The organism is Kribbella pratensis, from assembly GCF_004366075.1.
GTDB lineage: Bacteria > Actinomycetota > Actinomycetes > Propionibacteriales > Kribbellaceae > Kribbella > Kribbella pratensis.
Map to the genome: position 1 here is coordinate 82448 of NZ_SODU01000004.1, position 25219 is coordinate 107666.

General features: G+C 68.8%; 22 protein-coding genes. 10 read left to right on the plus strand and 12 right to left on the minus strand.

What is annotated here, in order from left to right; translation table 11 throughout:
• Positions 1-3: 3 nt before the first annotated feature.
• Entirely contained in the window at positions 4-984 is a 981-nt protein-coding gene (locus EV137_RS32905) for a Gfo/Idh/MocA family protein (protein ID WP_134132061.1), read from the minus strand.
• Between the two features lie 180 nt (positions 985-1164).
• Between EV137_RS32905 and EV137_RS32910 the strand changes: the two genes are divergently transcribed.
• The 3 genes from EV137_RS32910 (at position 1165) to EV137_RS32920 (ending at position 5522) form a co-directional block, all read left to right on the plus strand.
• Positions 1165-2298: an ROK family transcriptional regulator gene (locus tag EV137_RS32910; RefSeq protein ID WP_134005317.1), complete on the plus strand. Its 1134-nt coding sequence runs from the start codon at positions 1165-1167 to the stop codon at positions 2296-2298.
• A gap of 62 nt (positions 2299-2360) precedes the next feature.
• Positions 2361-4103 (plus strand): DUF4832 domain-containing protein, encoded by a 1743-nt coding sequence (locus EV137_RS32915; protein WP_134132062.1) that lies wholly within the window; start codon positions 2361-2363, stop codon positions 4101-4103.
• Between the two features lie 9 nt (positions 4104-4112).
• Positions 4113-5522: a DUF4832 domain-containing protein gene (locus EV137_RS32920; protein ID WP_134132063.1), complete on the plus strand. Its 1410-nt coding sequence runs from the start codon at positions 4113-4115 to the stop codon at positions 5520-5522.
• Positions 5523-5589: 67 nt separating this feature from the next.
• Here the strand turns inward: EV137_RS32920 and ftsH are convergent, their stop codons facing one another.
• Positions 5590-7635: an ATP-dependent zinc metalloprotease FtsH gene (gene ftsH, locus EV137_RS32925; protein ID WP_134132064.1), complete on the minus strand. Its 2046-nt coding sequence runs from the start codon at positions 7633-7635 to the stop codon at positions 5590-5592.
• Positions 7636-7701: 66 nt separating this feature from the next.
• Here ftsH and EV137_RS32930 point away from each other — a divergent pair, with 66 nt between their 5' ends.
• On the plus strand, positions 7702-8637 hold the full coding sequence (locus EV137_RS32930; protein WP_134132065.1) for a nucleoside hydrolase: 936 nt from the start codon (positions 7702-7704) through the stop codon (positions 8635-8637).
• A 65-nt stretch (positions 8638-8702) separates the two neighbouring features.
• Positions 8703-9389 carry a ClpP family protease gene (locus tag EV137_RS32935; protein WP_134005327.1) on the plus strand — a complete coding sequence of 229 codons (687 nt, stop codon included), beginning with the start codon at positions 8703-8705 and terminating at the stop codon, positions 9387-9389.
• Positions 9390-9459: 70 nt separating this feature from the next.
• On the opposite strand, the gene EV137_RS32940 is transcribed toward EV137_RS32935, so the two are convergent.
• From EV137_RS32940 to EV137_RS32960, 5 genes are read right to left on the minus strand one after another with little or no spacing between them, the layout of a single operon-like run.
• Positions 9460-10425, minus strand: coding sequence for a quinone oxidoreductase family protein (locus EV137_RS32940; protein WP_134132066.1), 966 nt, complete (start codon positions 10423-10425; stop codon positions 9460-9462).
• A gap of 9 nt (positions 10426-10434) precedes the next feature.
• Positions 10435-10797 (minus strand): hypothetical protein, encoded by a 363-nt coding sequence (locus EV137_RS32945; protein ID WP_134005331.1) that lies wholly within the window; start codon positions 10795-10797, stop codon positions 10435-10437.
• On the minus strand, positions 10794-11657 hold the full coding sequence (locus EV137_RS32950; protein WP_134132067.1) for a DODA-type extradiol aromatic ring-opening family dioxygenase: 864 nt from the start codon (positions 11655-11657) through the stop codon (positions 10794-10796). The genes EV137_RS32945 and EV137_RS32950 overlap by 4 nt, the downstream gene beginning before the upstream one ends.
• A gap of 21 nt (positions 11658-11678) precedes the next feature.
• On the minus strand, positions 11679-12452 hold the full coding sequence (locus tag EV137_RS32955; protein ID WP_134132068.1) for a citryl-CoA lyase: 774 nt from the start codon (positions 12450-12452) through the stop codon (positions 11679-11681).
• The gene (locus tag EV137_RS32960) at positions 12449-13600 is read right to left on the minus strand and encodes a CaiB/BaiF CoA transferase family protein (protein WP_134132069.1); all 1152 of its coding nucleotides are present in this window, start codon (positions 13598-13600) and stop codon (positions 12449-12451) included. The genes EV137_RS32955 and EV137_RS32960 overlap by 4 nt, the downstream gene beginning before the upstream one ends.
• A 137-nt stretch (positions 13601-13737) precedes the next feature.
• On the opposite strand from EV137_RS32960, the gene EV137_RS32965 reads away from it, so the two are divergent.
• Genes EV137_RS32965 through EV137_RS32975 form a run of 3 tightly spaced genes read left to right on the plus strand, consistent with a single transcriptional unit; the run spans position 13738 to position 16471 of the window.
• Complete coding sequence (locus EV137_RS32965; protein WP_134132070.1) at positions 13738-15186, plus strand: amidohydrolase family protein; 1449 nt, start codon at positions 13738-13740, stop codon at positions 15184-15186.
• Between the two features lie 23 nt (positions 15187-15209).
• The gene (locus tag EV137_RS32970; RefSeq protein WP_134005340.1) at positions 15210-16031 is read left to right on the plus strand and encodes an IclR family transcriptional regulator domain-containing protein; all 822 of its coding nucleotides are present in this window, start codon (positions 15210-15212) and stop codon (positions 16029-16031) included.
• A gap of 8 nt (positions 16032-16039) precedes the next feature.
• Positions 16040-16471, plus strand: coding sequence for a VOC family protein (locus EV137_RS32975; RefSeq protein WP_134132071.1), 432 nt, complete (start codon positions 16040-16042; stop codon positions 16469-16471).
• Positions 16472-16480: 9 nt separating this feature from the next.
• Here the strand turns inward: EV137_RS32975 and EV137_RS32980 are convergent, their stop codons facing one another.
• The 3 genes from EV137_RS32980 to EV137_RS32990 form a co-directional block, all read right to left on the minus strand.
• Complete coding sequence (locus tag EV137_RS32980) at positions 16481-16969, minus strand: hypothetical protein (protein ID WP_134005344.1); 489 nt, start codon at positions 16967-16969, stop codon at positions 16481-16483.
• Entirely contained in the window at positions 16950-17534 is a 585-nt protein-coding gene (locus EV137_RS32985; protein ID WP_134005346.1) for an RNA polymerase sigma factor, read from the minus strand. The genes EV137_RS32980 and EV137_RS32985 overlap by 20 nt, the downstream gene beginning before the upstream one ends.
• 78 nt (positions 17535-17612) lie before the next feature.
• The gene (locus EV137_RS32990) at positions 17613-20309 is read right to left on the minus strand and encodes a CHAT domain-containing protein (protein ID WP_134132072.1); all 2697 of its coding nucleotides are present in this window, start codon (positions 20307-20309) and stop codon (positions 17613-17615) included.
• A gap of 48 nt (positions 20310-20357) precedes the next feature.
• Between EV137_RS32990 and EV137_RS32995 the strand changes: the two genes are divergently transcribed.
• On the plus strand, positions 20358-21632 hold the full coding sequence (locus tag EV137_RS32995) for a S8 family peptidase (protein ID WP_134132073.1): 1275 nt from the start codon (positions 20358-20360) through the stop codon (positions 21630-21632).
• Positions 21633-21807: 175 nt separating this feature from the next.
• Here EV137_RS32995 and EV137_RS33000 read toward each other — a convergent pair whose 3' ends face one another.
• Positions 21808-22062, minus strand: a complete 255-nt coding sequence (locus EV137_RS33000) for a DUF8738 domain-containing protein (RefSeq protein ID WP_134132074.1) — start codon at positions 22060-22062, stop codon at positions 21808-21810.
• A 275-nt stretch (positions 22063-22337) separates the two neighbouring features.
• Here EV137_RS33000 and EV137_RS33005 point away from each other — a divergent pair, with 275 nt between their 5' ends.
• Positions 22338-23777 (plus strand): alkaline phosphatase PhoX, encoded by a 1440-nt coding sequence (locus EV137_RS33005; RefSeq protein ID WP_134132075.1) that lies wholly within the window; start codon positions 22338-22340, stop codon positions 23775-23777.
• 130 nt (positions 23778-23907) lie between these two features.
• Here EV137_RS33005 and EV137_RS33010 read toward each other — a convergent pair whose 3' ends face one another.
• A complete protein-coding gene (locus tag EV137_RS33010) occupies positions 23908-25203 on the minus strand; it encodes a BNR-4 repeat-containing protein (RefSeq protein ID WP_134132076.1) in 1296 nt (431 codons plus the stop codon).
• Positions 25204-25219: the final 16 nt, after the last annotated feature.

A 25219-nucleotide genomic window follows, 5' to 3' on the forward strand; every position in this document is an offset into this window, starting at 1 on the left:
CTCTCAGCTGTAGGAGATCACTCGGTTGGACTCGGCGGCCGCGTTCGCCGCGACCACGAGGCGGGTCAGCTCGACCGCGCGCTCGATGTTGTCGTCCGCACGCGTGCCGTTGACGATGTGATCGACCCACTGCGCGAACGGATCCGGCGAGTGCTCGGGCACCGGTACCTGCTCGCCGTTCACGGTCAGCACGTTGCCCGCGTCGGTGTACGTGAGCGTGCCCTCGGTCCCGAACAGCTCGATCGTGAACGGGTTGCTGCTCGCGAACCCCGCCTCGATCACCCCGATCTTCTGGTCGCCGTACCCGGCCACCACGACAGCGTTGTCTTCCAGCCCCCGGTTCGCCACCGAGCGGTACGTCGCACTCACGGTCTCCGGCGTCGCGCCGAGGAAGAGCTGGATCAGGTACACCGGGTGGCAGCCGAGGTCGGTGAGCGCCCCGCCGATCGCGGTTTTCGGCTCGAAGAACCGCTGCGGCAACCAGCCTTCCTTGCCGTCCCGCGGGATCGCGCCGTCGTGCGAGAGCCGGACCCGGCCGTACGTCAACTGCCCGAGCGAACCCTTGTCCAGAACCTCCCGGATCGCGGTCGTGTAGCCGTGCGCGAGCCGCGGCAGCGAGACCGTCAGCTTCACGCCGGCCGCGTCCGTCGCGGCCACGATCTCCTCGGCCTCGGCGACCGTCGGAGCGAGCACTTTCTCTGTGTAGATGTGCTTTCCGGCCTCTGCGGCCTTGACCATGATGTCGCGATGGACGTCGGTCGGAGTCGTGATCACGACGCCGTCCAGGTCGTCCCGCGCGAGCAGTGCGTCAAGGTCGCCGGTGAACTCCACACCGAACTGTTCGGCACCGGCCCGGCCGCGCTCGGCATCGTCGTCCCAGACGGCCACCAGGTCCGTCCCGGGATGCGCCTGGGCCTGCCTGGAGTAGTCGCCGGCATGGACGTGCCAGAAGCTGAGCGTCGCGATCTTCAACGGGTTGGACACGCGGGTCCTCCTCAGTGGAAACCTTCGGAAACGTTTCTGTTCGACCGTCGGCAGATCACGGTACAACGTTGTCAGGAGTGCGCAACAGACTTCCGGCGCGCCCGTTCACACGGTGAGACCCGCGCGCAATCGGGATGCTTATAGTTATCCAGGAGTCCAGGAAATAGGCGAGGTGTCGCGATGAGTGAACAGCCGGCCGGCGGGGATCTGTCCCGGTTGCGACAGCTCAACGCGGCCGCCGTACTGCGGGAGTTGCGCGGCGATCAGCCGCTGACGCTCACCGAGCTGTCGAAGCGGACACGGCTGTCGCGCGCTTCGACCGAGGACGTGGCGCGGGACCTGCTCGGGCGCGGTTGGCTGACCGAGGTGGCGCCGGCGTCCGGGTCGGTCGGGCGGCCGGCACGGAGGTACCGGTTCAACGCCGGCGCTGGGCGGCTGCTCGGGATCGATATCGGCGGGCACAAGGCGCTCGCGCTGGTCACCGACCTGGACGGCGACGTGCTGAACCAGAGCCGGATCGAGGTCGACCCGGAGCTCGGCCGGCGCGAGCGGCTAGCGGTGCTGGATCGGTGCGTGCGCAAGGCGCTGGCGGGTGCGGGCGTCGAGGCGGGTCAGATCTGGTCGACGGGGGTGGCGACGACCGGGCTCGTCGACGGCACGGGGAAGGTGATGCTGTCCGACTCGCTGCCGGAGTGGACCGGCGTCGATCTGGGTGCTCACGTACGGCGGCTCGTGCCGGGCCCTGTCCGCGTCGAGAACGACTGCAAGCTGGCGGCGCTGGCGGAAACCTGGCGCGGGGTCGCGCGCTACGCGAAGGACGTCGTGTTCCTGCTCGCCGGCCTGCGCACCGGCGCCGGCCTCATCATCGACGGCAAACTCCACCGCGGCTTCGCCAACTGGTCCGGCGAGATCGGCGCGCTACCAGCGGCCGGCTGGCAACAGGCCCCGCACCACTTGCACACCTGGCTCGAGACCGCTCCGCCTGGAGCGGACGGTTTCGAGCGGGTGTTTGTGGCGGCTCGGGCGGGTGATCGGGAGGCGCTGGCTGCGGTTCGGGCGTACGTGCAGGACCTCGCGGTGGGCGCTTCGGCGTTGGTATTGACGTTGGATCCGCAGTTGGTGGTGATCGGGGGCGGGTTCTCGCGGTCGGCGGACGTGATGGTGGAGCCGCTGCGGCGGGAGCTGGACCGGTGGTGCCTGCGGACGCCGGAGATCCGGGTGTCGGCGTTCGCCGACGAAGGAGTCGCGCTCGGCGCCGTCCGGCTGGCGCTCGACGAGGTCGAGTCGACCATCACGACCGGCCTCAGACCTTGACATAATTTTCCTGGACTCCATGATTATCCCCATCGCCCCGCCCAGCGAGAGGAAGCATCGTGATGCGTCCGTACCGACTGTTGACCACACTTGCCACCGCAGTTTCCAGTACCGCCCTGCTCGCCACGCTGCTGGTCTCCCCCGCCAGCGCGACGATCAGCGGCGCGACCGCGACCAACACCGCCACGACCGTCACCTACCGCTTCTCCTACACCGGCACCCCGCAGTTCCTCCGCGTGTACGTCGACACCGACCGCAACCCGTCCACCGGATTCGCCCAAGCCGGCACCGGCGCCGACTACCTGCTCGAGAACGGCAGCCTCTACCAGCACACCGGCACCGGCTGGAGCTGGACGCTCGTCCGCTCGGTCACGTTCACCAACACCGGCGGCGTAGCGCAGTGGACGGTCGACCGAGCGGACCTCGGCGAATCCGCCACCCCGAACGACGCCGACCTGATCTTCCAGGCGGAGGCGCCGCTCGAGACGTCCGCGAAGTACACGCAGACCTACACCGGCGGCAGCAGCGGAGGCGTGACCTACACGCCCTCGACCGAGAACTTCGCGAATCCCGAGCGCGGCTTCTACCACCACACCGGCGACTGCGACAAAGCCGACTTCTCCCAGTCCACCCTGCAGAGTTACCGCACCAGTCAGGGCATCTCCCTGGTGATGTGCGTCTTCTACCTGGCCGAGTACAAGAACGGCCCGATCGCCCAGGCCGCTCTCGACCAGTTGCAGCAGCAGCTCGCCACGGTCCGCGCAGCCGGTCTCAAAATGGTGCTCCGCCTCGCCTACACCACATCCACCACCGGCGACGACGCCACGAAGGACCGCGTACTGGCGCATCTCGACCAGTTGGCGCCGTACCTCAACGCCGGCAAAGACGTGATCGCCGTCGTTCAGACCGGTCTGATCGGCGCCTGGGGTGAGTGGTATTACACGCAGAACTTCGGGAACGCCGGCGTCGTCTCCGCCACCGACTGGGCGAACCGCAAGGCAGTCACCGACAAGCTGCTCAGTGTCGTGCCGTCGACGCGGATGATCCAGCTCCGTACGCCGAAGTTCAAGCGGACCATGTACTCGACCACCCCGGTCCAGCCCGGTAACGCCTACAACGGATCGAGCCTGTCCCGGATCGGCCACCACAACGACTGCTTCCTCGCCAGCGCCGACGACTTCGGCACGTACGAGAACCCGTCCGTCGAGTATCCGTACCTGCAGGCCGACACGACGTACGTCGCGATGGGCGGCGAGACCTGCGGTGTGAACGCACCGCGCTCGGCGTGCCCGACCGCGACCGCTGAACTCGCGCAGTTCCACTGGTCGTTCATCAACACCGACTACGAGCCCAACGTCCTCAACTCGTGGAACACCGGCGGCTGCCTGGGCACCGTCAGCAAGAACCTCGGCTACCGCTTCCGCCTGGAATCCGGCACCTACCCGGCGACTGCCTCCCCCGGCGGGAGCCTGCCGATCTCCTTCACCGTCCACAACGACGGCTACGCGACGCCGTTCAACCCGCGCGGCCTCGAGCTGGTACTGCGGAACACCTCGACCGGCGCCACCTACAAGCTTCCGATCGCCTCCGACGCACGCCGCTGGACCGCGGGTACGTCGACCACGGTGTCGCAGACCCTCACCGTGCCCACCACACTTCCGGCGGGTTCGTACGCCCTGCTGCTCAACCTGCCGGATCCGCTCCTGTCCACTCGCCCCGAGTACTCGATCCGCCTCGCGAACCAAAACACCTGGGACGCGGCGACCGGGATGAACTCGCTCCTGCACACCGTCAACATCAGCTAGGAGACGACAATGAGAAGGCTTGCTGCAGCGGTCTGTTCGATCGGACTGCTGCTCCCTGCGCAGCAGGCGATCGCCGCGCCGCCGACGACGACCCGCACCTACACGACCAGCAACGAGGTGATCGCGAACCCGGAGCGCGGGTTCTACCACCACACCGAAACGCACTACAAGGCCGACAACACCGGCTACGTCCCGCTCGACGTCACCACGCTGCGGAAGTTCCGCACCGAGGAACACATCACGCAGATCCTCCGCGTGTTCTACCTGGAGAAGTTCGCCGGCCGGGACGTGATCGACAAGCAGTACCTCGACCTGGTCCGCGCCGACTTCCGCACCGCCCGCGCGGCCGGCGTCAAGGTGATCGTCCGGTTCGCGTACGCGCTGCCAGGTGCCGGCTGGCCGCCGCCGACGCCGTACGGCGACGCTCCGGTCGCCCGTGTGCTCAAGCACATCCAGCAACTCACGCCGGTACTGCGTCAGAACGCCGACGTGATCGAACTCGTCCAGTCCGGCTTCGTCGGTCTGTGGGGCGAGGGCTACTACACCGACTACTTCAGCAACCCGCAGGACCCGAGCCAGGTCTCGGACCAGAACTGGGCCGACCGCAAGGCCGTGACCGACGCCCTCCTGACGGCTCTCCCGAAGGACCGGATGATCCAGGTGCGCACGCCGTACATGAAGCAGCGGATGTACGGCGTACCGACCGGCACCGAGGGCGCGCTGACCGCCGAGCAGGCGTACGACGGTTCGCCGCTGGCCAGGATCGGGCATCACAACGACTGCTTCCTGGCCAGCCCGGACGACTTCGGGACGTACCTCAGCGACCCGATCGAGCTGGACAAGGACTTCGTTGCCCAGGACACCAACTACGTCCCTGAGGGCGGCGAGACCTGCGCAGTCAACTCCCCGCGGTCGGACTGGGAGTCTGCCTCCGCCGAGATGGCCCGGCTGCACTTCTCGTTCCTCAACACCGACTACAACCACGACGTGCTGAACACGTGGGGCGACAACATCGAGACCGCAAAGCAGAAACTCGGCTACCGGTTCGCGCTCACCCAGAGCACGGTCACGACCAAGGCGAAGCCGCGCGGTCAGGTCAACGTCGGCGTACAGATCCGGAACGACGGGTGGGCAGCGCCGTACAACCCGCACCAGGTGCAGCTGATCTTCCAGAACGACGAGCACACGTTCAAGGTCAACGTTCCGGCCGATCCCCGTCGCTGGGGAAGCGGTACGACGACCAACCTCGACTGGAAGGTTGCCGCACCGCCCGTCCCCGGCAGGTACCGCCTGCTGATCAACCTGCCGGACCCGCTCCTGTCGACTCGCCCCGAATACTCGATCCAACTCGCCAACAACAACACCTGGCAACCAACCACCGGCTACAACGACCTAGCCCAGACCGTGACTGTCGGATAAGCGCCATCCGCGGGGAACTCTGCTGGCCGGTACAGGTGGGCAGGGTTCCCCGCTTCAGGCTTGCGCGCTAGGCGCTGTCGCGGGGTGCGGGTTGCGGCTCGGGTGCTGCGGTGGCGCGGGGGCCGTGGGTGATGCCGGCCGCGGCGTAGGCGTCGGCCTCGTCGAGGGTTTCGTGTTCGAGGAGCTCGGCGGCGATCGAGTCGAGCTTCGAGCGGTTCTCGCGCAGCAGGCGGCGGGCATCGGCGTAGCACTGCTCGATCAGGCGGCGTACCTCCTCGTCGACCGTGTTGAGCAGTTCGTCGGAGACTCCCGCCGTACGGGCGTCGCCCTCGGACGGCAGGATCGACACGGGGCCGATCGCGTCCGACATACCCCATCGGCCCACCATCGAGCGGGCGATCCGCGTCGCCGTCTCCAGGTCGCTCTCGGCGCCCGTGGTGACGACACCGAGGACCTCCTGCTCGGCCGCCATGCCGCCGAGCGCCCCGATGATCCGGCCGCGCAGGTAGTCCACGTCGTACCCGTACCGGTCGGACTCCGGCGTCGACAGGGTCACCCCGAGCGCCCGCCCGCGCGGAATGATCGACACCTTCCGGACCGGGTCCGCACCCTTCTGGATCATGCCGAGCAACGCGTGCCCGCCTTCGTGGTACGCCGTCCGCCGGCGCTCCTCCTCCGGCATCACCACGTTCCGCGCGGTCCCGAGCTGGACCTTCTCGAGCGCGTCGGTCAGGTCGCGATGGGTGATCTGCGACTCGCCCTGCCGCGCCGCCGCGAGCGCGGCCTCGTTCAAAAGGTTGGCGAGGTCGGCACCCGTCATGCCGGGCGTGGACCGGGACAATGCAGCCAGGTCGGCATCCGGCGCGAGTGGCTTCCCGCGCGCGTGCACCTTGAGGATCGCCTCGCGGCCCGGCTGGTCCGGCGCGTGCACCGTGATCGTCCGGTCGAAGCGGCCGGGCCGGAGCAGCGCCGGGTCGAGTACGTCGGCACGGTTCGTGGCAGCGAGCACCACGACGCCCTCGGTACCGGAGAATCCGTCCATCTCGGTGAGGATCTGGTTCAGGGTCTGCTCACCCTCGTCGTGCCCGCCGACCGACCGGGCGCCGCCGCGGGCGCGTCCGATGGTGTCGATCTCGTCGATGAAGATGATCGCCGGCGCCACCTTCCGCGCCTCGCCGAACAGCTCCCGCACCCGGCTCGCACCGACGCCCACGATCATCTCGATGAACTCCGAGGCACTCGCGGAGAAGAACGGGACGCCGGCCTCCCCCGCGGTCGCCCGCGCGAGCAGCGTCTTCCCGGTACCAGGCGCGCCGGCCAGCAGCACGCCCTTCGGTGCCCGCGCCCCGAGCCGCCGGTACTTCTCCGGGTCCTTCAGGTAGTCGACGACCTCCTCGATCTCGGACTCGACCTCGTCGATCCCCGCGACGTCCGCGAACGTCACCCGCACGGTGTTCGGGTCGACCGGCTTCTTCTGCTGGCCGCCGCCCCCGAGCAGACCGCCCAGACCACCACCCAGGCCGCCACCGGCGCGGCTGCGCCGGAACAGCCAGAAGTAGAACGCGGCGATCAGGATGAACGGGCCGAGCGAGATCAGCAGGTTCAGCAGCACGCCGCGCTGCGCGACCACCGGCGTCGCGCGGACTGTGGCGCCGCCCTTCTGCAGGTCGCCGTACAGGTTGTCGTTCGCGAACGTCGGCCGCTCGGTGGTGAACTTCGTGTACGTCGACCCGCTCTTGCCCGGCACCTCCGCGGCCTGCTTCAGCCGCCCCTCGATGGTGTCGCCGCGGGAGAAGATCTCGGCAACGTTCTGCTTCTGCACCTGCGAGGTGAAGTCGGTGTAGGCGATGGTCTGCTCGCCGCCGGACATCTGGTCCTGCATCGTGGTGAGCAGGAAGAGCACGAGGTACCCGCCGACGATCCACGCGGCCCACTTCCACCACCCCGGCCGGCGCGGCTTGTCGCCGTTCCCGTCGTGGCCGGCCGGCAGTCCCTCGGTCCGCCACGGTTTGTGCGGCCGCTGCGGTCCGTCGTTCTTCCGGTCACCCTGGTCGGCACCCTGGCCCCGGTCGGCGCTGGCTTCGTCCTTCGCCGGCGGCTCCTTCTCGCTCATGAAGCCAAACATAGGACCTGAACCCACTTCGGACACAGCAGAAACTCGTCCGTCATACCCTGACGCATGGCCACGCCCCTGATCCTCGACTGCGATCCCGGCCACGACGACGCGCTGGCGATCCTGCTCGCGGTCGCCGATCCGGCCGTCGAGCTGCTCGCCGTGACGACCGTGGCGGGTAACCAGACCGTCGACAAATGTACCGTGAACGCCCGCCGCGTGCTGTCCCTCGCGGGTGCCTCCGACATCCCCGTCGCGCGGGGCGCCGACCGGCCGTTGGTACGCCGGTTGCGCATCGCCGACGACGTCCACGGCAGCACCGGGCTCGACGGTCCGCACTTCACGGACGAGCCGTCTGTCCCGGAGTCGCCATACTCTGCGCATGAGCTGCTGGTCGACGTACTGCGCTCGAAACCGGCCACGATCGTCGCGACCGGGGCATTGACGAATGTCGCGCGGCTGCTCGTCGAAGAACCTGGTCTGGCCGCGAACATCACCGAGATCGTCTGGATGGGCGGGTCCACGGAGCGCGGCAACATCGCACCGCTGGCCGAGGCCAACGCGTACGTCGATCCGGAGGCGGCCGACGTGGTGGTCCGGTCGGGTGTCCCGTTCACGATGTGTGGGTTGAACGTGACGCATCAGGCGCTCGTGACGGACGACGTACTCGCGCGGCTCGAGCGGATCGGGACGCCATTGGCGCGGGTCTGCAGCGAGTGGATGACGTTCTTCGCGTCGACGTACCGGGAGCTGTTCGGGTTCGAGGCGCCGCCGCTGCACGATCCGGTCGCGGTCGCACGGGTGGTCGATCCTGCGATCGTGCGCTGCGTCGAGGCGAATCTGGTAATCGAAACAGCCGGTGAGTGGACCGCCGGCGCCACGGTCGTGGACCTGGACGGCTACACCGGCCGCCCCGCGAACGCCCGGATCGCCGTCGACCTCGACCGGGACGCCTTCTGGGACAAGGTCATTGCCGCGATCGCTGAGCTTTCCGTCTGCTGACAGCGGAACAGCCTTCTCCCCGGCCGCCTGCTGCCTCAGGGTGGAGGTGTCGAAGGAGGACACACATGTACGTCGAACAGCAGTCGGACGCGACCGTCCCGGGTCAGCCAGGGATTCCGGGGCGGCCCTGGCCGGAGATTCCCGGGGTGCCGCGGCCGGGGGTTCCGGGAACGCCCGAGCGGCCGGCGCCGCAGCCGATTCTGCCGTCGTGGTACGAGCCGACGTCGATCACGCTCGAGCGGGAGCTGGCCGATCGGCTGCTGGCGGAGCGGGTGATCCTGATCGGCGGCCGCCTCGACGACCTGCTGGCGAACCACATCGCGTCGCAGCTGCTGCTACTGAATGCCCAGGGCAACGACCCGGTCACGCTCCACCTGTCGTCGACGGAGTCCGACCTGGAGGCGGCGCTCTCCGTCGCCGCCGCGATCGACCTGATCACTGCCCCGGTGAACGTCGTCGCCCGCGGCACGGTCCGCGGCCCCGCGATCGCCGTACTCGCCGCCGCCGAGGAACGCGAGGCCCACCGCCACACGACATTCGTCCTCTCCGCACCCCGCTTCACCGCCGAGGGCACCGCCGACGAACTCGCCACCTTCTCCGAAGAACACGATCACCAGGCGGCCCGCCTCCGAGACCTCATCGCCCACGCCACAGACCGCCCCGCCGACGAAGTAGCCGCCGACCTCGAAACCGGCCGAGTCCTCACCGCGGAAGATGCGCAGGCCTACGGTCTGATCACCCGGCTCCGCTGAACACGGCATACCCGCCGGTGACTGGAGATAGGCAATAGTCTGTCTCCAGTCGCCAGGGGCTATTCCCACATCAGGGAATGGTGAGGACCAGGCGGCCCGGGGTGTTGCCGGTCGTCTGGCGCTTCCAGGCGCTCTCCACGTCGGCGAGGGTGGCCGTTTCGTAGGCGACGGTGATCTCGCCGGTGGCGGCGTGTTGGAGTACGGCGGTGAGCGCGTCGCGGCGTTGGTCCTCGGTGAGCGCGTTGTTCGTGTAGCCGAGGATGCTCGCCGATTTGCTCCGGAGGACGGCCGACGAGAAGACCGCCTCATCACTCGACGAGCCGCCGAGGTTCACCAGGCGACCGCCGGCAGCCAGCGCCCGCGAGGCAGCCGTTGCCGCGACGCCGAACACCGAGTCGATCACCACGTCGTACGTCGGCTCGCCCAGCCGGGCCGTCAACTCGTCGACGTCGGTGCTCAGAGCAACCGCCTCGTCAGCACCCGCCGCCAGTGCCCGCTCCCGCGACGCATCCGACCGTACGACGGCCACCACGCGCGAAGCCCCGAGCACCCGGGCAGCCCCGATCGCGACCTGCCCGACCGCGCCACCACCGCCCAGCACCAGCACACGCTCGCCCACTTGCAGGCGCGCTCGCCAAGTCAACATCATCCACCCGGCAACCCCGGACAGCCCGATCGCGGCCACCGCCGCATCCCGCACTGGTGCGTCCAGGACGATCAGGTCGCCATCCGGTACGGCGGCCCGCTCCGCGAGACTCCCATCCCCCGCGGCCATCCCGGCCGAGGTTGCGAAGAACACTCGTGTGCCGGGGGCGACTGTCGCGGATTCCTCCACCACACCGACGCCTTGCACACCCGGTACGTACGGGAGCGCCGGCGGGCCGAAGTACGACGTACCGGAAGCGCACAGCAGGTCGAGTGGCACGATCGGGGCCGCGGTGACGCGGACGACCGAAAACCCTTCGCCTGCCACCGGGTCGGGATGCTCGGCATGTGACGGTGGTTGGCCGTGGGTGTGCAGGACTGCGGCTCGCACGCGGACTCCTCAGGTAGCGATATCGGGGTAGGGCAACGTGTAGTGCTGCTGCAGGACCCGGCCGTACGCCTTCTGGTACTCGAGCGGATCGTGGTCGCGCTCGAACATCGCGATGAACAGGGTCAGGGTGAGAAACGGGTGCGCCCCCAATCCGAACAGGGCGACGTGGTCCTGTTCGCGCAACGCCTTCCGCTCGTCGTCGGTGAAGGCGAGCCACGTCGACTTCTCCGCGACCGCACAGTTCAGGATCTCGTTCGCCATCTCCTGCTCCCACCACGCCACCGTGCCGGCGGGATCTTCGCGGTACCGCTCGACGAGCTCCGGATCCCGGTCGATCGTGTAGAGGAACTTGTTCAGCAGGTACTTGCTCATGCCGGCACTCCGTTCGGGTACCAGGTGAAGTACGCCTCCATCGTGTGGAACAGGTCGAGCGAGTCCACGTGATCCGCCTTCGCGCCGGCCCCCGCGACGCCCATCATCAACATGAAGTCCATGAACCCGTGCGTTGCGTTGCCCGGGAGATGCAGGCTGTCGAGCGTCACCTCCGCCAGGCACCCGTCGAGGTCGCCGCTCGCGATCCAGTCCACCGCCTTGCGGTCGAACTCCGGGTCCGGCCCGTGCGCACCGAACTGCCGCGGCCCGCCGAGCTCGAGCGACAGGTGCCCGGTGCCGATGATCGCGACCCGCTTGTCGATCGGCCACGACTCGACCAGTTGCCGGATCGTCCGGCCGAGCTCGACGAACCGTCCCGGTCGCGGCAACGGAGGCGCGAAGATGTTGGTGTAGATCGGCACGATCGGCAGGTCCGCGTCCGGGCGGAGCGTGATGATCGGGCAGGTGATGCTGTGGTCGATCCGCAGTTCGTTGCTGAAGGCAAGGTCGAATCCGGCGTCCAGCCCGTTGCGCAGGATGTGCCCGGCGAGTTGCTCGTCCCCGGTCAGTCGCATCCGCGGCAACCCGAACTCACGTTCCTCGTTGTACCAGTTCGCGTCGAAGTAGGGCGCCTTGCCGACCAGGAACTGCGGCATGTTGTCCAGCCACAACTGGTGGAAGTGGTCGCTGCCGACCATCACCAGGATGTCCGGCCGTGCCTTCGTCAGGGTCTCCCGGAAGGCCTCGATCTTCGCCACCCACTCGTCGGCGAACGGCGGGCGATCGGCGCCTGTCGCGGTGCTGGCCCGGTAGTAGAAGGGATGATGCGTGGAGGCGATCACCGCGGCGACTGTGGCCATGTGGTGCTCCTTCGGTGTAACTCAGCGGTCCGGATCGACGTACACGGCGTTGCGGTCGACGGTCAGGTAGGCGTCCATGCCGATCGGCCGGCGGCGTTCCTCAGCGAGCTGGCCGAGCAGCCCGGCAGCCCTTGCCAGCAAGGCGAATCCACGCAGCAGCTCGACCGGCAGCCCGAGATCGGCAAGCGCCGCTCCGCACACACCGGCGCCGTTCAACGGGAGTTTGCGACCCAGCACCTGCTCGTGCACCCGGCCGATCGCCTGGAAGAGCTCGAGGTGCGGGCCTTCCAGACCTTCCTCCCGGGCGATGCCGATGAGGACCGGCGTCCGAGGATCCTGCACCTTGTGGACCGGATGCCCGAGCCCCGGGAGGTACTTCCCCTGAGCCCCGCGCACCACCTCGAGCGCGAACGAGTCCCATCCGGCCTCGTCAGTCGGCAGGTCGCGTCCTTCGAGAGCCTCGTGCAGGAACTGGCCGCAGTCCTCGGTCACACCGAGAAAGCGCGATCCCCCGCCCAGCAGACCGGCGGCGAGCGCACCCTGGAGCGAGTCCGGCGCGGAAAGATAGGTCAGCCGGGCGGCGATCGCCGTCGGCGTGAAGCCGTGATCGGCCAGCGCGACCAGCACCGCCTCGAACACCCGGGTCTCCGACGGCGTCGGCCTGCGCAACGCGACCAGCCAGAACGCGAGCTCGCCGAAGCCCACCTTGCCCATCAGGTCGGCGGTGAGATCCTGTCCCAGCAGGCGGATCTCATCGGCGGTCGACGTACCCAGGGACGTCGGGAAAGTCGTCATTCCATCAGCCACTTCCGTAGTTCGGCGCCGTGCTCGTCCAGCGACGGCGGTGGAAGCCGGTACGACGCTGCGCTGTCGGAGAACGTGATCGGGTTGCGGACCGTCGGGATCTCGCCGACTGTGACCACCGGGTCCAGCCCGATGTCCTCGGCGAACGCCACCCCGCCGTCGACGGTGTTGATCGGCCCGCACGGCACCCCGGCCGCGATGATGTCCCGGAACCACTCCAGCTTCGTCCGAGTCATCAGCCGTGCCACGAGCAACGGCCGCAACTCGTCCCGATGCTCGGTCCGCTTCTCGTTCCGGTCGAACCGCGGATCGTCGGCCAACTCCGGTACGCCGAGAACCTCCACCAGCTTGCGGAACTGCCCGTTGTTCCCGGCCGTGATGATCAGGTCCCCGTCGGCGCACGGCAGGGGCTCGTACGGAAACAGGCTCGGATGGCTGTTCCCCATCCGCAGGGGTACGACGCCGCCCGCGACGTACGCGCTCGACTGGTTCACCAGCCCGGACAGCGCCGACGACAGCAGATTCACCTCGACGTGCTGACCGCGACCGGTCTCGTGCCGCAGGTTGAGGGCGGACAGCACCCCGATCGTCGCGTGCAGTCCGGCCATCACGTCGAAGACCGAGATGCCGGCGCGGAACGGTTCGCCGTCCGGAGCGCCGGTCAGGCTCATCAACCCGGAGATCGCCTGCACGATCAGGTCGTACCCGGGCAGCTCGGCGCCGCCCGGCCCCGACCCGAAGCCGCTGATCGAGGCGTAGATCAGCTCGGGGTTGCCTGCGGCAACGGTCTCGTAGTCGAGTCCGAAGCGCGCCAGCCCGCCCGGCCGGAAGTTCTCCACCAGCACGTCCGCGCGCCGCGCCAGTTCCTGCGCCGCGGCGAGGTCCGACGGATCCTTCAGATCGAGCGCGACCGACCGCTTGTTCCGGTTCACCGCGAGGTAGTACGTCGAGATGCCGTCGCGGACCGGCGGCTGCCAGGACCGGGTGTCGTCACCGCCGGGCGACTCGACCTTCACCACGTCGGCCCCGAGGTCGGCGAGCAGCATGGTCGCGTACGGACCGGCAAGGATCCGCGAGAAGTCGGCCACCAGCAGCCCGGACAGCGGACCTTTCACCTGACCTCCCGGATCTACGGACATCTGTCCGCACAGTCTCGATCTCCTCACATGACCTGTCAACAGGCCCTTGACACCATCGGGCAGCGCTCAGATAGTGAGCCTGACCGCCCCTTGACCGTCATGCGGACGTATGTCCGGGCAACTCCTTGGAGGCATCGATGACCACAGTGCTGTTGCGGGGCGGGACCGTGCTGACCATGGACGACCAGCACACGGTCGTCACGGACGGCGACGTACTGATCGACGGCGACCGGATCGCGGCCGTCGGACAGCCCGGCCAACGGCTCGACGTACCCGAGGGCACCCAGGTCGTCGACGCGTCCGGCGGCATCGTGATGCCGGGCATGATCGACACGCACCGGCACATGTGGCAGACCGCGATGCGCGCGTACGGCGCCGACTGGACGCTCACGCAGTACTTCGTCTGGTACTACCTCGAGCACGGCAAGATCTTCCGCCCGGAGGACATCCACGCGGGCAACCTGACGTCGGCGTGGGAGTCGCTCGAGGCCGGCGTCACGACCACGGTCGACTGGTCGCACGGGCTGCAGAGCGTCGAGCACGCCGAGGCTGCCGTGGACGCGTTGCGCGCCGTACCCGGCCGATTCGTCCTTGCCTACGGCAACATCCAGGCCGGCCCGTGGGAGTGGACCGCGGATCCGTCTGTGCGCGCTTTCCTGGAACGGCTGCGCGACGACGCGCAGCTCGGTCTGCAGCTGGCCTTCGACGTGACCGGTGACCCGGCCTTCCCGGAGCGGGCCGCGTTCGAGGTCGCGCGCGAGCTCGGGCTCGGCGTCACCACCCATGCGGGCGTCTGGGGTGCGACCAACGACAACGGCATCAAGCTGATGCACGAGAACGGCTTCATGACACCGCAGAACATCTACGTCCACGCGGCCACCCTCACCACGGACTCGTACCAGCGGATCGCCGCGACCGGCGGCTCGATCTCGGTCTCCACCGAGTCAGAGCAGAGTGCCGGCCAGGGCTACCCGCCGACCTGGCAGGTACGCCGCCACAACATTCCGGTGTCGCTGTCGATGGACACCAGCGTGTGGTGGAGCGGCGACCTGTTCAGCGCGATGCGGACCACGCTCGGCGCGGACCGGGCCCGTGAGCACCTGGAGGCGCACATGAAGGGCGACACGGTGACCCACAGCCACCTGCGGGCCGAACACGTCGTCGACTGGGCGACCCGCGGCGGTGCCCGGGCGCTCGGCCGCGAAGACCTCGGCAGCCTCGAACCGGGCAAGAAGGCCGACGTGATCCTGATCAAGAACGACGCGTCACCGGTGTCGTTCCCGCTCATCAATCCCTACGGCCAGGTGGCGTTCCAGGCCCAGCGCGGCGACGTGCACACGGTGATCGTCGACGGCCAGGTGGTCAAGCACGACCACCAGTTGGTGGGTTGCGACCTGACCGCCGTACGACGGGAGGTCGAGGCGACCGTCGCCCACTTGCGGTCGGCGCTCGGTGAGGAGGCCTGGCAGAGCGGGATGAACCCGGAGCTGCCGGAGGGCGAGGTGCTCGACAATCCGTACCAGTACACGGCGTACAAGTCCGACTCGACCCGCGAGGCGCGTGGCACCATCTTCGGTGAGCACTAGTCGAGCAACAGGAGGACGACAAAATGGCAGGCCGTGGCGCAGGTCCGGACTTCGTCGAGTCACTGGCTCGTGGGCTGGACGTGCTCGCCTGCTTCGACGTCGACCACCGCACCATGTCGCTCACCGAGGTAGCGGCCGCGGCCGGTCTGGCCCGGCCGACCGCGCGCCGGCTGCTGCTGACGCTGGAGGAACTCGGCTTCGTCCGCACCACCGACGGCTCGTTCCAGCTCACGCCCAAGGTGCTGACGCTCGGCATGGCGTACGTCGGTTCGCTCGGCCTGTGGGACATCGCGAGGCCGCATCTCGAGACGCTCGTCGCACGCACCGGCGAGTCCTCGTCGATGGCACAGCTCGACGGCTCGGACATCGTGTACGTCGCCCGCGTGTCGGTGCCGAAACTGATCGCGTTGCGGGTCGACATCGGGACCAGGTTCCCGGCTGCGCAGACGTCGCAGGGCAAGGTGCTGCTCGCAGCGCTCTCCCCCGATGCGCTCGCCGACGTTCTCGCGCAGCCGAGCCGCGCCGGACTGCCGCCGTACATCGGCCGGACCGCGGAACAACTGCGTGACGAGTTGACCGAGATCCGGGCGCGCGGCTGGGCGCTGGCCGACGAGGAGCTCGCGCCGGGCGTCCGCTCCGTCGCGGCACCGGTGCGCGACGGCACGGGCACCGTGCGGGCCGCGATGAACGTCACCGTGCACGCTGCCGAGACGTCGGTCGACACGCTGCTGCACGACCATTTGCCGTTGTTGCTGCGTACGGCGGGTGACGTCAGCGCGGAGTGGGCCCTGTGGCAGTCGCGCCCGCACGTCGAGGTCGAGCAACGGGACGAAACGACTGCTTGAATGGTGGTATGACTGTTCTCGACTCGCCCATTCCCCGGTTCCATCTCGCGATGCCGGTCGACGACCTGGACGCGGCGCGGCGCTTCTACGGCGAGGTGCTCGGCCTCGAACAGGGCCGCAGCTCCGACACCTGGATCGACTGGAACCTGCGCGGCCACCAGTTCGTCACCCACGTCGCGCCTGAGAAGACGAAGCGCATCCACAACCCGGTCGACGGCCACGACGTACCGGTGCCGCACTTCGGGCTGATCCTGACCGTCGACGAGTTCCAGACCTTCGCCGAACGGCTGAAGGCGGCCGGCACCGAGTTCGTCATCGAGCCGTACGTGCGGTTCCAGGGCCAGACCGGTGAGCAGTGGACGATGTTCTTCCTCGACCCGGCCGGGAACGCCCTGGAGTTCAAGGCGTTCGCGGACGACTCCCAGGTGTTCGCTGCCTGAGCAGAGAGACTAGGGAGTGATCCAGCCGGTCAGGATCGTCGTACCGGACTGCGTCGTGCAGACCAGGCGGTAGGGAATGTTCGGCGGCGGGCCGAGCACGAAGAACCCGAGTTCGTCGATCTCCGCTTCGGCCAGCTTGCCGCCGTCACCGCGGGCCGTGACCGTGCCGACCTCGGGCGGGTCGAGCTGGCCCAGGACGGCGTTCGGCGTCAGCTCGAGCTCGACCGTCCAGCCGTCCGAGGCGAACGTGAGCGACCGCAAGATCGCGCTCTCCGAGCGGATCGCGAGCGCGTCCAGCGGATCCTGTGCGGAGTCGTAGGTGAGCGCCGCCAGTTCGGCGTCGATGGTCCGCCATGCGAACGCTGCCTTGCCGGCTTCGACGAAGGCGGGCGGAACGTCGTCCGTGGACGCCAGCGCGTCCCGCAGGGCTTCGATCAGCTTCTCGTCGTCGTGCCATTCCGGATCCATCACGGTGCTCTCACCCCCTTGTCCTGTCATCGGGTCCGTCCGCCGCCAGCCGTGCCAGCGCGGGTGTCTGTCGTAGCCGGGTCAGGCAGCGGGACCGGTTCGGGCCGATGCTGCCGATCGGCACCTGGAGCCGCCGGCTGATCTCGTCGTACGGCGCCGGTGGGTCCTGCATCAGCAGCCCGAGCAGCATCTGGCAGCGCCGTGAGAGTTCCGCGAACGCGGTCCGCAGGATCATCTTGCGTTCGTGCCGCAGGACTTCTTCCTCGGCGATCGCCTGCTCGGGGACGTCGGGCGCCTGCTCGAAGTCCACCGGCTCGACCCGGCTGGTCGCACGGATCAGCCGGAAGCACTCGCGTTGGGTCGTGGTCGCGATCCAGCCCGGCAACGCAGCCGGCTCGCGCAGACCCGGCAGGTGCTCGACCAGCCGCAGCCACACGCTCTGTCCGACGTCGTCGATATCCGGCTGCGCCAGGCGGCATCGCCGGCACACCGAATAGACGAGCGGCGCATACCGCTCCACCAGTTCGTCCCACGCATTCTTATCGCCGTCCCTGGCCCTGGTGACCAGGTCGACGACTGTCGGGTCATCCCGCATGCCGCCCCCTCTCTTCACCGGACCGCTCAGCTATACCTCTCTTACTGGTACAGAGCGATTCGGATGACCGCTGATACATCAAGCCCCGAGTGCAACGAACGAACGACCAGCGGCATCGGCCACCGGATCACCTCGCGTCTCCAGACGAGCCGCGGCGAATGCTGCCGCCAGCGACTGACCGGCCTGCAGGTTCTCGTGCACGGCGAGCATCAAGGGAGCGGTTGCGGGGTCGTTCACCGGTACGACACTCGCCAGAATGCCGGCCGCGCCCAACGGGATCAGGCTGCTGCTCAAGCCGAGCAACTCGTCCGCGCCGACCGGCTTCGCCAGCCCGGAATCGCAACTGGACAAGACCATTCGGTACGGCGCTCTGCGCAGCCGCTCGAAGTCGTACACGGTCAGCGGCCCGTCGTCGAGCCGCAACGACGAGAACAGCGGACTGTCCGCGCGGAACGTGCCGTGCGCCGCGATGTGCGCGATCCAGGCGCCGTCGAGCTCTCGCAGTACCTTCTCCGCGGTCGCGTCGCCGTCCGCCAGCACTGTGGCGTCCGGGTACTGCTTCGCCAGCTGCATGACCTCGGCGCGGCCCGCGGACAGACCCGGCCCGAGCACCAGCACGACACGACGATCCGACGGCGGCCGCACCTGCCGCGCGCGCAACCAGGTCGCCGCCGACGGCACCACGTTCACGGCTCGATCAGCGAGCGCCGGCACGAGCCCCCACGGCAACGCGTGCAACCTGCCCGGCGGCACCATCACCACGGGCCGATCCCCGAACAGCTCCTGAGCAGACCCAAGAATCGCGTCCCCCAACCGCGCACCCAGCACCTCGAGTGACGGTCCACCTTGAGGTCGACCGTGTGCTCGGGTGTGGGCCAGCCGGCGCAGGCGGAACCGGGAGCGTTCCACCTCGAGTGCTGCGGCGGACAGCGGGCCGACCTCGTGCCGGGTGATCCGCCCGTCCCGCACCACCACCGCGTGCAGCACACCACCAACCTCAACCAGCTCGACAAGCAGGGTCTCGCCGAGCGCCCCCACCAACTCGTCAACGTCGAACCGAAGCAACCCGCCCGTCGCCATCACCCCGCCCGCAGCCGTGCCCTTCGCCCCGAGCGCGCCTGCGCCTCCGGGCCTGCTCGCCGCCCCACCCTTCATCCCATTCGCTGCCCCGCGCAGTGCGCTGCCCTGGGCTCGTAGGACTCGGTCTCGGACTGCTTTCTCCAGGCGGCGGCGTTCCTTCTCCAGGGACGGATCGGGTGACCCGTCCAGCCGTCGTACGACGTCCCGCAAGGCCGCGAGCTCGCCGACGAGTTGCTCGTCGTCCGGTGGACGCACCGGCGGCACCCCGAGCGCGGTCGCCCGCCACCGCTCACCCCAACTCAGCAACCGCCGCGGATCGTCGCGCCGCAACGCGTCCCGCAGCGCCAGCTCCGCCAACTCGGCACCATGCCCCGTCGCCAACGCCCGCAACTCGGTCGCGCCCATCGCCAGCCGATGCTCGTCCAACGCATCCAGCCCACGACCGCACGCCGACAACATCCCTCGCACGTCACTCCGCGCCTCGGCCCGCAACGCCTTCCCCAACCACGCCGCACTCCGGGCGATCGGCGGCGCGTCCTTGCTGTGCCGCCCCGCCAACTCCAGCTGACGATCCGCGGCCCGAGCCCGCCCCTCGGCCAACGCCAACCGCCCCGCCAGCAGATGCGCGGCCGACGCCTCCGACGCACCCAACGTATCCAGCCGGCCAGCCACCGCGCTGACGCGTCGAAGGAGCCGCTCTCCGCGTTCTCCCGACTGATACCGCGCCTCCAGCAGCACCATCGACGAACGCACCGACCACCACTCCCGGCGCTGCGCCGAGAACAACCGCCGCGCCCGATCCGCCCGCTCCTGTGCCGCCGCCGGATCCCCCGCCGCCAACGCAGCGGTCGCGGCCGCGAACAACAGTTCCCCGCGTTTGGTCGCCGTACCGCCCTCGGCCGCGACGGCCTGATCCATCTCCGCCAGCGCCTCTGTACTGAGCCCGGCCGCGAGCAGTACGCCGCACCGATCGATCGCCAGATCCGGCCACACCATACCGACTGCCGCGAACCGCCGGCCCGCTTCGTCCAGGTACCGCAGCGCTGCGGGCAGATCGCCTCGCGAGTACGCGACCAATCCCCGATTCTGCCGGGCCTCGGCGTACTCGAACTCCTGACCGGTCGCGGCGTACAACTTCTCCGCAACCGCGAAATCCGCATCCGCGCGCAACGTGGCGCCCAAAGCGAGTTGGATGAATCCGCGATAGTTCCGCGACCGCGCCTCCCAGACCTGATCGCCCGAACGCCGCAACCGCGTGATCGCGGCCCGCAGATCGTCGAGCGCCTCGCGATGCCGCCCGAGGACCAGCAGTACGTCGGCGCGCCGTAGCAGCACCCGCCCGGTCAGCGCACCGCGGCTGAGGTCGACCGCACGATCGAGCCGCGCCAGACCCTCCCGGCTCCGGCCCGCGCGACCCAGCGTTGCGCCCAACGTGGCAAGGACATCCGCCTGCCGCTCCGACCGCCCGGACTGTTCCGCCAGCCGCAGCGCGGTGCGCAACTCGCGGACCGCCGTGGTCACGTCGCCGAGCTGCCGCAGACTGATACCCCAGGCCTGGTGCGCGATCGACGCCTCGACCGCCGCCGGCGCACCAGCCAGCAGCGACCGCGCCGACGCGATCGCGTCGTGCGGACGTGACAACGCGAGAGGCAGCAGATTTTCTGCCGCCTCGGCGCTCCCCCCTGCCGTCGGCATTCTGGAATAGTATCGGGCATTTCGACTGTCCAGGGGGGATGTAGGGAAATGGAAAATCAAACGACCGAACGAAAGTACATTGCGCAGATCGAGCTGATTCTCAGAGCATTCGAGGGTCAGGTCGAGGTTTTCCCGGAGGACTGGGAGAAGCGGCCGGAGGGGGCCGACTACCTGTACCGCACCGGAGCGGTCCTGGTACGCGACAAGGACGTCCCGCGAGTGATCGAGCTTTTCCAGGGCGGCCGTCCGGACGACGGCGGGATCGGCGGCGTCACCCGGTTGCTGCTGCCGGACCGCGTGCCACCCGAAGCGCCGGAAGATCGCTCGCTCACCCAACGATTCCTCAAGTACGCCGACCTGCGGCTCGGCCGCGGTGTCGTCACGCCGGAGCACCTGTTCTACGTGACGCCGAGCGTCAGCCCGTGCCCGGCGACCGAGCCCGAGGAGGTCATGCCCGGTACTCCGCCGGACCCGGTACTGCCCACGCCGTTCCTGTCCGCGGGCGCCGCGGACGGTCGCGGGGTGAAGGTCGTCGTACTCGATGTGGGCTGGTCCGACGCGCCCGCGGCGTACTGGCTGAACGGGGTGAGCGGCGATCCGGAGAACGCGTTCGACGGGTCCGGGCACATCAAGCCGTACGCCGGTCACGGGACCTTCATCGCCGGAGTGATGCGGGCGATCGCGCGCAACGTGGAGATAGTGGTGAAGAGCTACTTCACCACGGCCGGCGCGATGTGGGAGTTCGATCTCGCGCAGGCACTGGACGAGATCCTCGATCTGGCGCCCGACATCATCAGCCTGTCGGCGGGCACCAGGACGCGATTCGACCTCGCGCCGCTCGCTCTGGACGTCTTCATCCAGACCCGGCTGAACCGCGTCAACGGCCTCACGCTGGTCGCGGCGGCGGGTAACGAGTCGTCCAGGGACTACTTCTGGCCGGCCGCGTTCCCCGAGGCTGTGGGCGTCGGAGCGCTGGCGGACAACGGGCGGGACCGGGCGTCGTTCAGCAACTTCGGTGGCTGGGTCGACGTCTATGCACCGGGCGAGCACTTGGTGAACGCGTTCCTGACCGGCGACTACGAGTGCACCGAACCGCCGAACACCGGCCAGCTTCGCTCGTTCCAGGGCATGGCCCGGTGGAGCGGTACGTCGTTCGCGACGCCGCTCGTGGCCGGTCTGATCGCCGGCCGCATGTCGGTCACCGGTGAGAGCGCCAAGCAGGCGGCCGACGCCCTGCTGGCCTTCGCGCTCACGCAACCCGAGCCGGGCACCGGGCCGGTCCTGCGGGCCGGCGACGCGCTCGGGTCACTCGGCCAGAACTAACGCGCCGACGCGGTGCGGATTTCCGGCCTGGCCGCCCGGACTCTCGCACCGCGTCAGCTCCCCCTCTTGCGTGCCCCCGCGCCGCCCTCCCCCCTGCAGCGGCCCGAAGGCCTCCCCCCACTTCTGCGGAGTCACCCTCGGTGCGGGTTGATACATCCGGTTGTCCGGAAAGTTTTCAACGGCTGGGCGGCTGCGGGTGCTCACAAAGGAACGGTGCCCGGTGACCGCCGGAGTGGTAGCTGTACTGCTTGCCGCCGGCCTCGAGGACCGTCCGGTTCCCCGGCACCAGCGCCTGGGTGTAGCGCATCCCCGGCTCCGGGCAGCCGAGGCTGCCGTCCGGCCAGGTGACGTCCTCGGAGCTGACGACTGACACCTGCGCCGCATCCACGCCCAGCCGCTTGGTGAGATCAGCCTTGGCTTGATCGACCACACTTCCACCCGGCTCGGAACTATTGCTACTGCTACTGCTGCTCGGCGTCATCGACGGTTGTCCTCCAGTCACGGATTCATTGCCACACGCAACCAAAAGTACGGCTGCCGCCAGCACGGTCGTCACACTGCGCATCATGATCACCTCCCACAGTAGACGTCTCCCCCAGCCGGTTCGTTGCAGGTCTTTTGTTCAAGTTCTGTTTGCCGTCCGGCAGCCGTCGGCGTGGAGGATCGCGGCAACGTCCCGTCCACGTAGTCAGCAGGAGTCAAGCCATGTCTGTCGATCGTCGTTCCGTCCTCCGAGGTGCCGCCGTCGGCGCCGCCGGGGTCGGCTTCACCACCGTCGGCGCCGTGCCGACGCTCGCCGAGGCCGCGCCGGCCTCGCACGGCGACCGTTCGCCGTTCCCGCAGCACAAGCCCTTCCCGCCGCTGCTGGACGACCCGAAGGGTCTCCTGGCACTGCCCGCCGGCTTCAAGTACAAGGTCGTCACCAAGGCCGGTGAGACCAAGCTGAAGAGCGGCCAGGCGACGCCGAACGCCCACGACGGAACCGCCGTGTTCAGCACCGGGAACCACTACCGGCTGATCCAGAACCACGAGATCAGCAGCGCCGGCGAGCTCGGCGTACCGCAGATCGAAGGCACCGTGTACGACACCGGCGTCGGCGCGGCCGGCGGCTGCACCGTCATCGACGTCGACAAGGACGGCACCAACCTCGGCGAGTGGGTCGGTATCTCCGGCACGCTGACGAACTGTGCCGGCGGCCCGACGCCGTGGGGCACGTGGATGACCTGCGAGGAGACCGAGAACAAGGCCAACGGCACCACCCGGCTGAAGGACCACGGGTACGTCTTCGAGGTCTGGGGCGACGGTAAGACCGCGCACCCGGTGCCGCTGAAGGCGCTCGGCCGCTACGCCCACGAGGCGCTGGCGATCGACGAGGACCGGACCCACATCTACCTGTCCGAGGACGCCTCCGGCCCGAACGGCACCTTCTACCGCTGGTCGGCGCCGCGCGGCTACAAGCTCGGCCCGCGCAGCTGGCAGGACCTGCAGAACAAGGACTTCGGCACCCTCGAGGCGCTGGCCATCCTCGGTGACGACGGTAAGCCGATCCCCGACGTCGCGTACCTGACGTCGGCCCAGCTGCTCCGCCCGTTCCGGGTAGCCTGGGTTCCGGTACCGGACCGCGACGGCACCACGACGTCGGTGCGCAAGCAGTTCACCGACGGCCAGATCACCCGCGGCAAGAAGTTCGAGGGCGTCTACGGCACCAAGCAGGGCGTGTACGTCGTGAACTCGTACGCCGAGTCCGGCACCGCCGACCTGCCCGCCGACGCGGTCCCGCACGACGGCATGGTCTGGTTCTACAACTACGACGCGAAGACCATCCAGCTGGTCACGTACTTCCCGGAGAACGCCGCCGCGAACTCCCTCGAGTCGAAGTTCCAGGACCTCAACTTCGACGGCCCGGACAACGTCACCGTGACGCCTTGGGGTTCGCTGATCCTCGCCGAGGACGGCCAGGCCAGCAGCCACGTGCTGAGCGCGACGCCGGGCGGCCCGACGTACGCCGTCGCCCGGAACATGCTGAACGACTCCGAGTTCACCGGCCCGACGTTCTCCGCGGACGGCAAGGTGCTCTTCGTCAACATCCAGACGCCGGGCATCACGCTGGCCATCACCGGCCCGTGGCGCGACTACCTCGGCTGAGCCCTGCCCCTCTTCGAACGCGACCTTGAGCACCCACCAACCATTTTCATCACCATCATTTGGTTGATCGGTGCTCAAGGTCGCCGCTCCGTGGTTGGCCGGAGCCCAAGGTCGCGCCACTCCGCGGGCGTTACCGGGGTTGGTTGAGGAGGACGATCTCGCAGTCGTAGTGCTGGGAGGCGGTCATGTGGCCGCGGAACCAGAGGAGCGGTACGCGGTTCGGGTCGCCGGGAGCCACGATCGGGCGGAGGTTGTCGGCGGTCGAGTTCTCCGTTACCGGTGTCCACGTCCACGTCGTCCCGGCGTCCGCCGTACGGGCGTGGAAGATCTCGTGGTGCTTCAGTGCGGCGCCGTCGCGTGGGTCGATCGGGGTGGAGACGTAGAGCGAGTCGAGGTCGTACGGGTCGATCGCGACCAGGCCGGTGTAGTCGTTCTCGTGCGGCAGGAGACCGTGCCCGGCCTTGGCCAGTTGATGTACCTGCCAGGTCCCGCCCGGAGCGAGGCGCGCATAGAAGAAGCGGTGATCCGGCACCGGATGCTGCCGCGCGAAGGCGTCCTCCGGCTGCGCGGGAGTGTCGTGCCGGGCCAGCAGGATCGCCGCGAGCGTGCCGTCGTCGGCGCGGCGGATGTCGACGGTCCAGCAATGCGTCATCGGCTCGCGGTCCCAGACCGAGTCCGCCGCGAGGACCGTGGTGAGTTCCACCTGCGACGGTGCGTCGGCGTCCAGCGCGACCTCGTCCACCACGGTCCCGTCGGTCCGGTGCAGCGCGCCGGCCTCCAGGTACCCGTGGTAGATCGAGTTGTTGTAGTCGCGTGGATGGTGATCCGTCGTGATGAGATCCACGCGCGTCGGCGTCGACACGTAGCGGGTGTAGCCGTTGACGTAGCCGATCTTCGGGCGGGTGAAGAGCTTCCCGGCGTACGTCCAGGTGTCGCCGTCGTCGTCGGACACCAGTGCGCACGGGTCGTCGTTGACCGCTCTCGCGAAGCAGTACAACCGGCCGTCGAGTTCGTGCAGGTTCGAGTACGTGACGCCGCGGCCGCCGGTGAACTCGCTCCAGTCGAACGTCTGCTCCGGACCCCACTTCCGCGGATCGCCCGGCTCGCTGACCCGCCACCGCGTCAGGTCGTCGGTCTTGTGCTTCGTGTACACGGCCAGCCAGCGCCCGTCCCTGCGTCGCCACAACGCCGGCACATCATGATCGTCGGCCTCGAACCGCTCATGCAGTACGACGACGTCCGCCGAACCGGTGTCCAACTCCACGACGGTCAGCTCGACATTGCCTGCCCGCGCGTCTCCCCCAGGGCCCTCCGGAGCCGCGATCGACCCGACGACGAGGACTCCGCCGTCCGGATCCACCACCGCCCGCTCGTCCTGGAACCAGCACCATGCACCGTTGTCGTTGATCACCCGAGCCGCATCCATGGCCACCCAGTGTGGC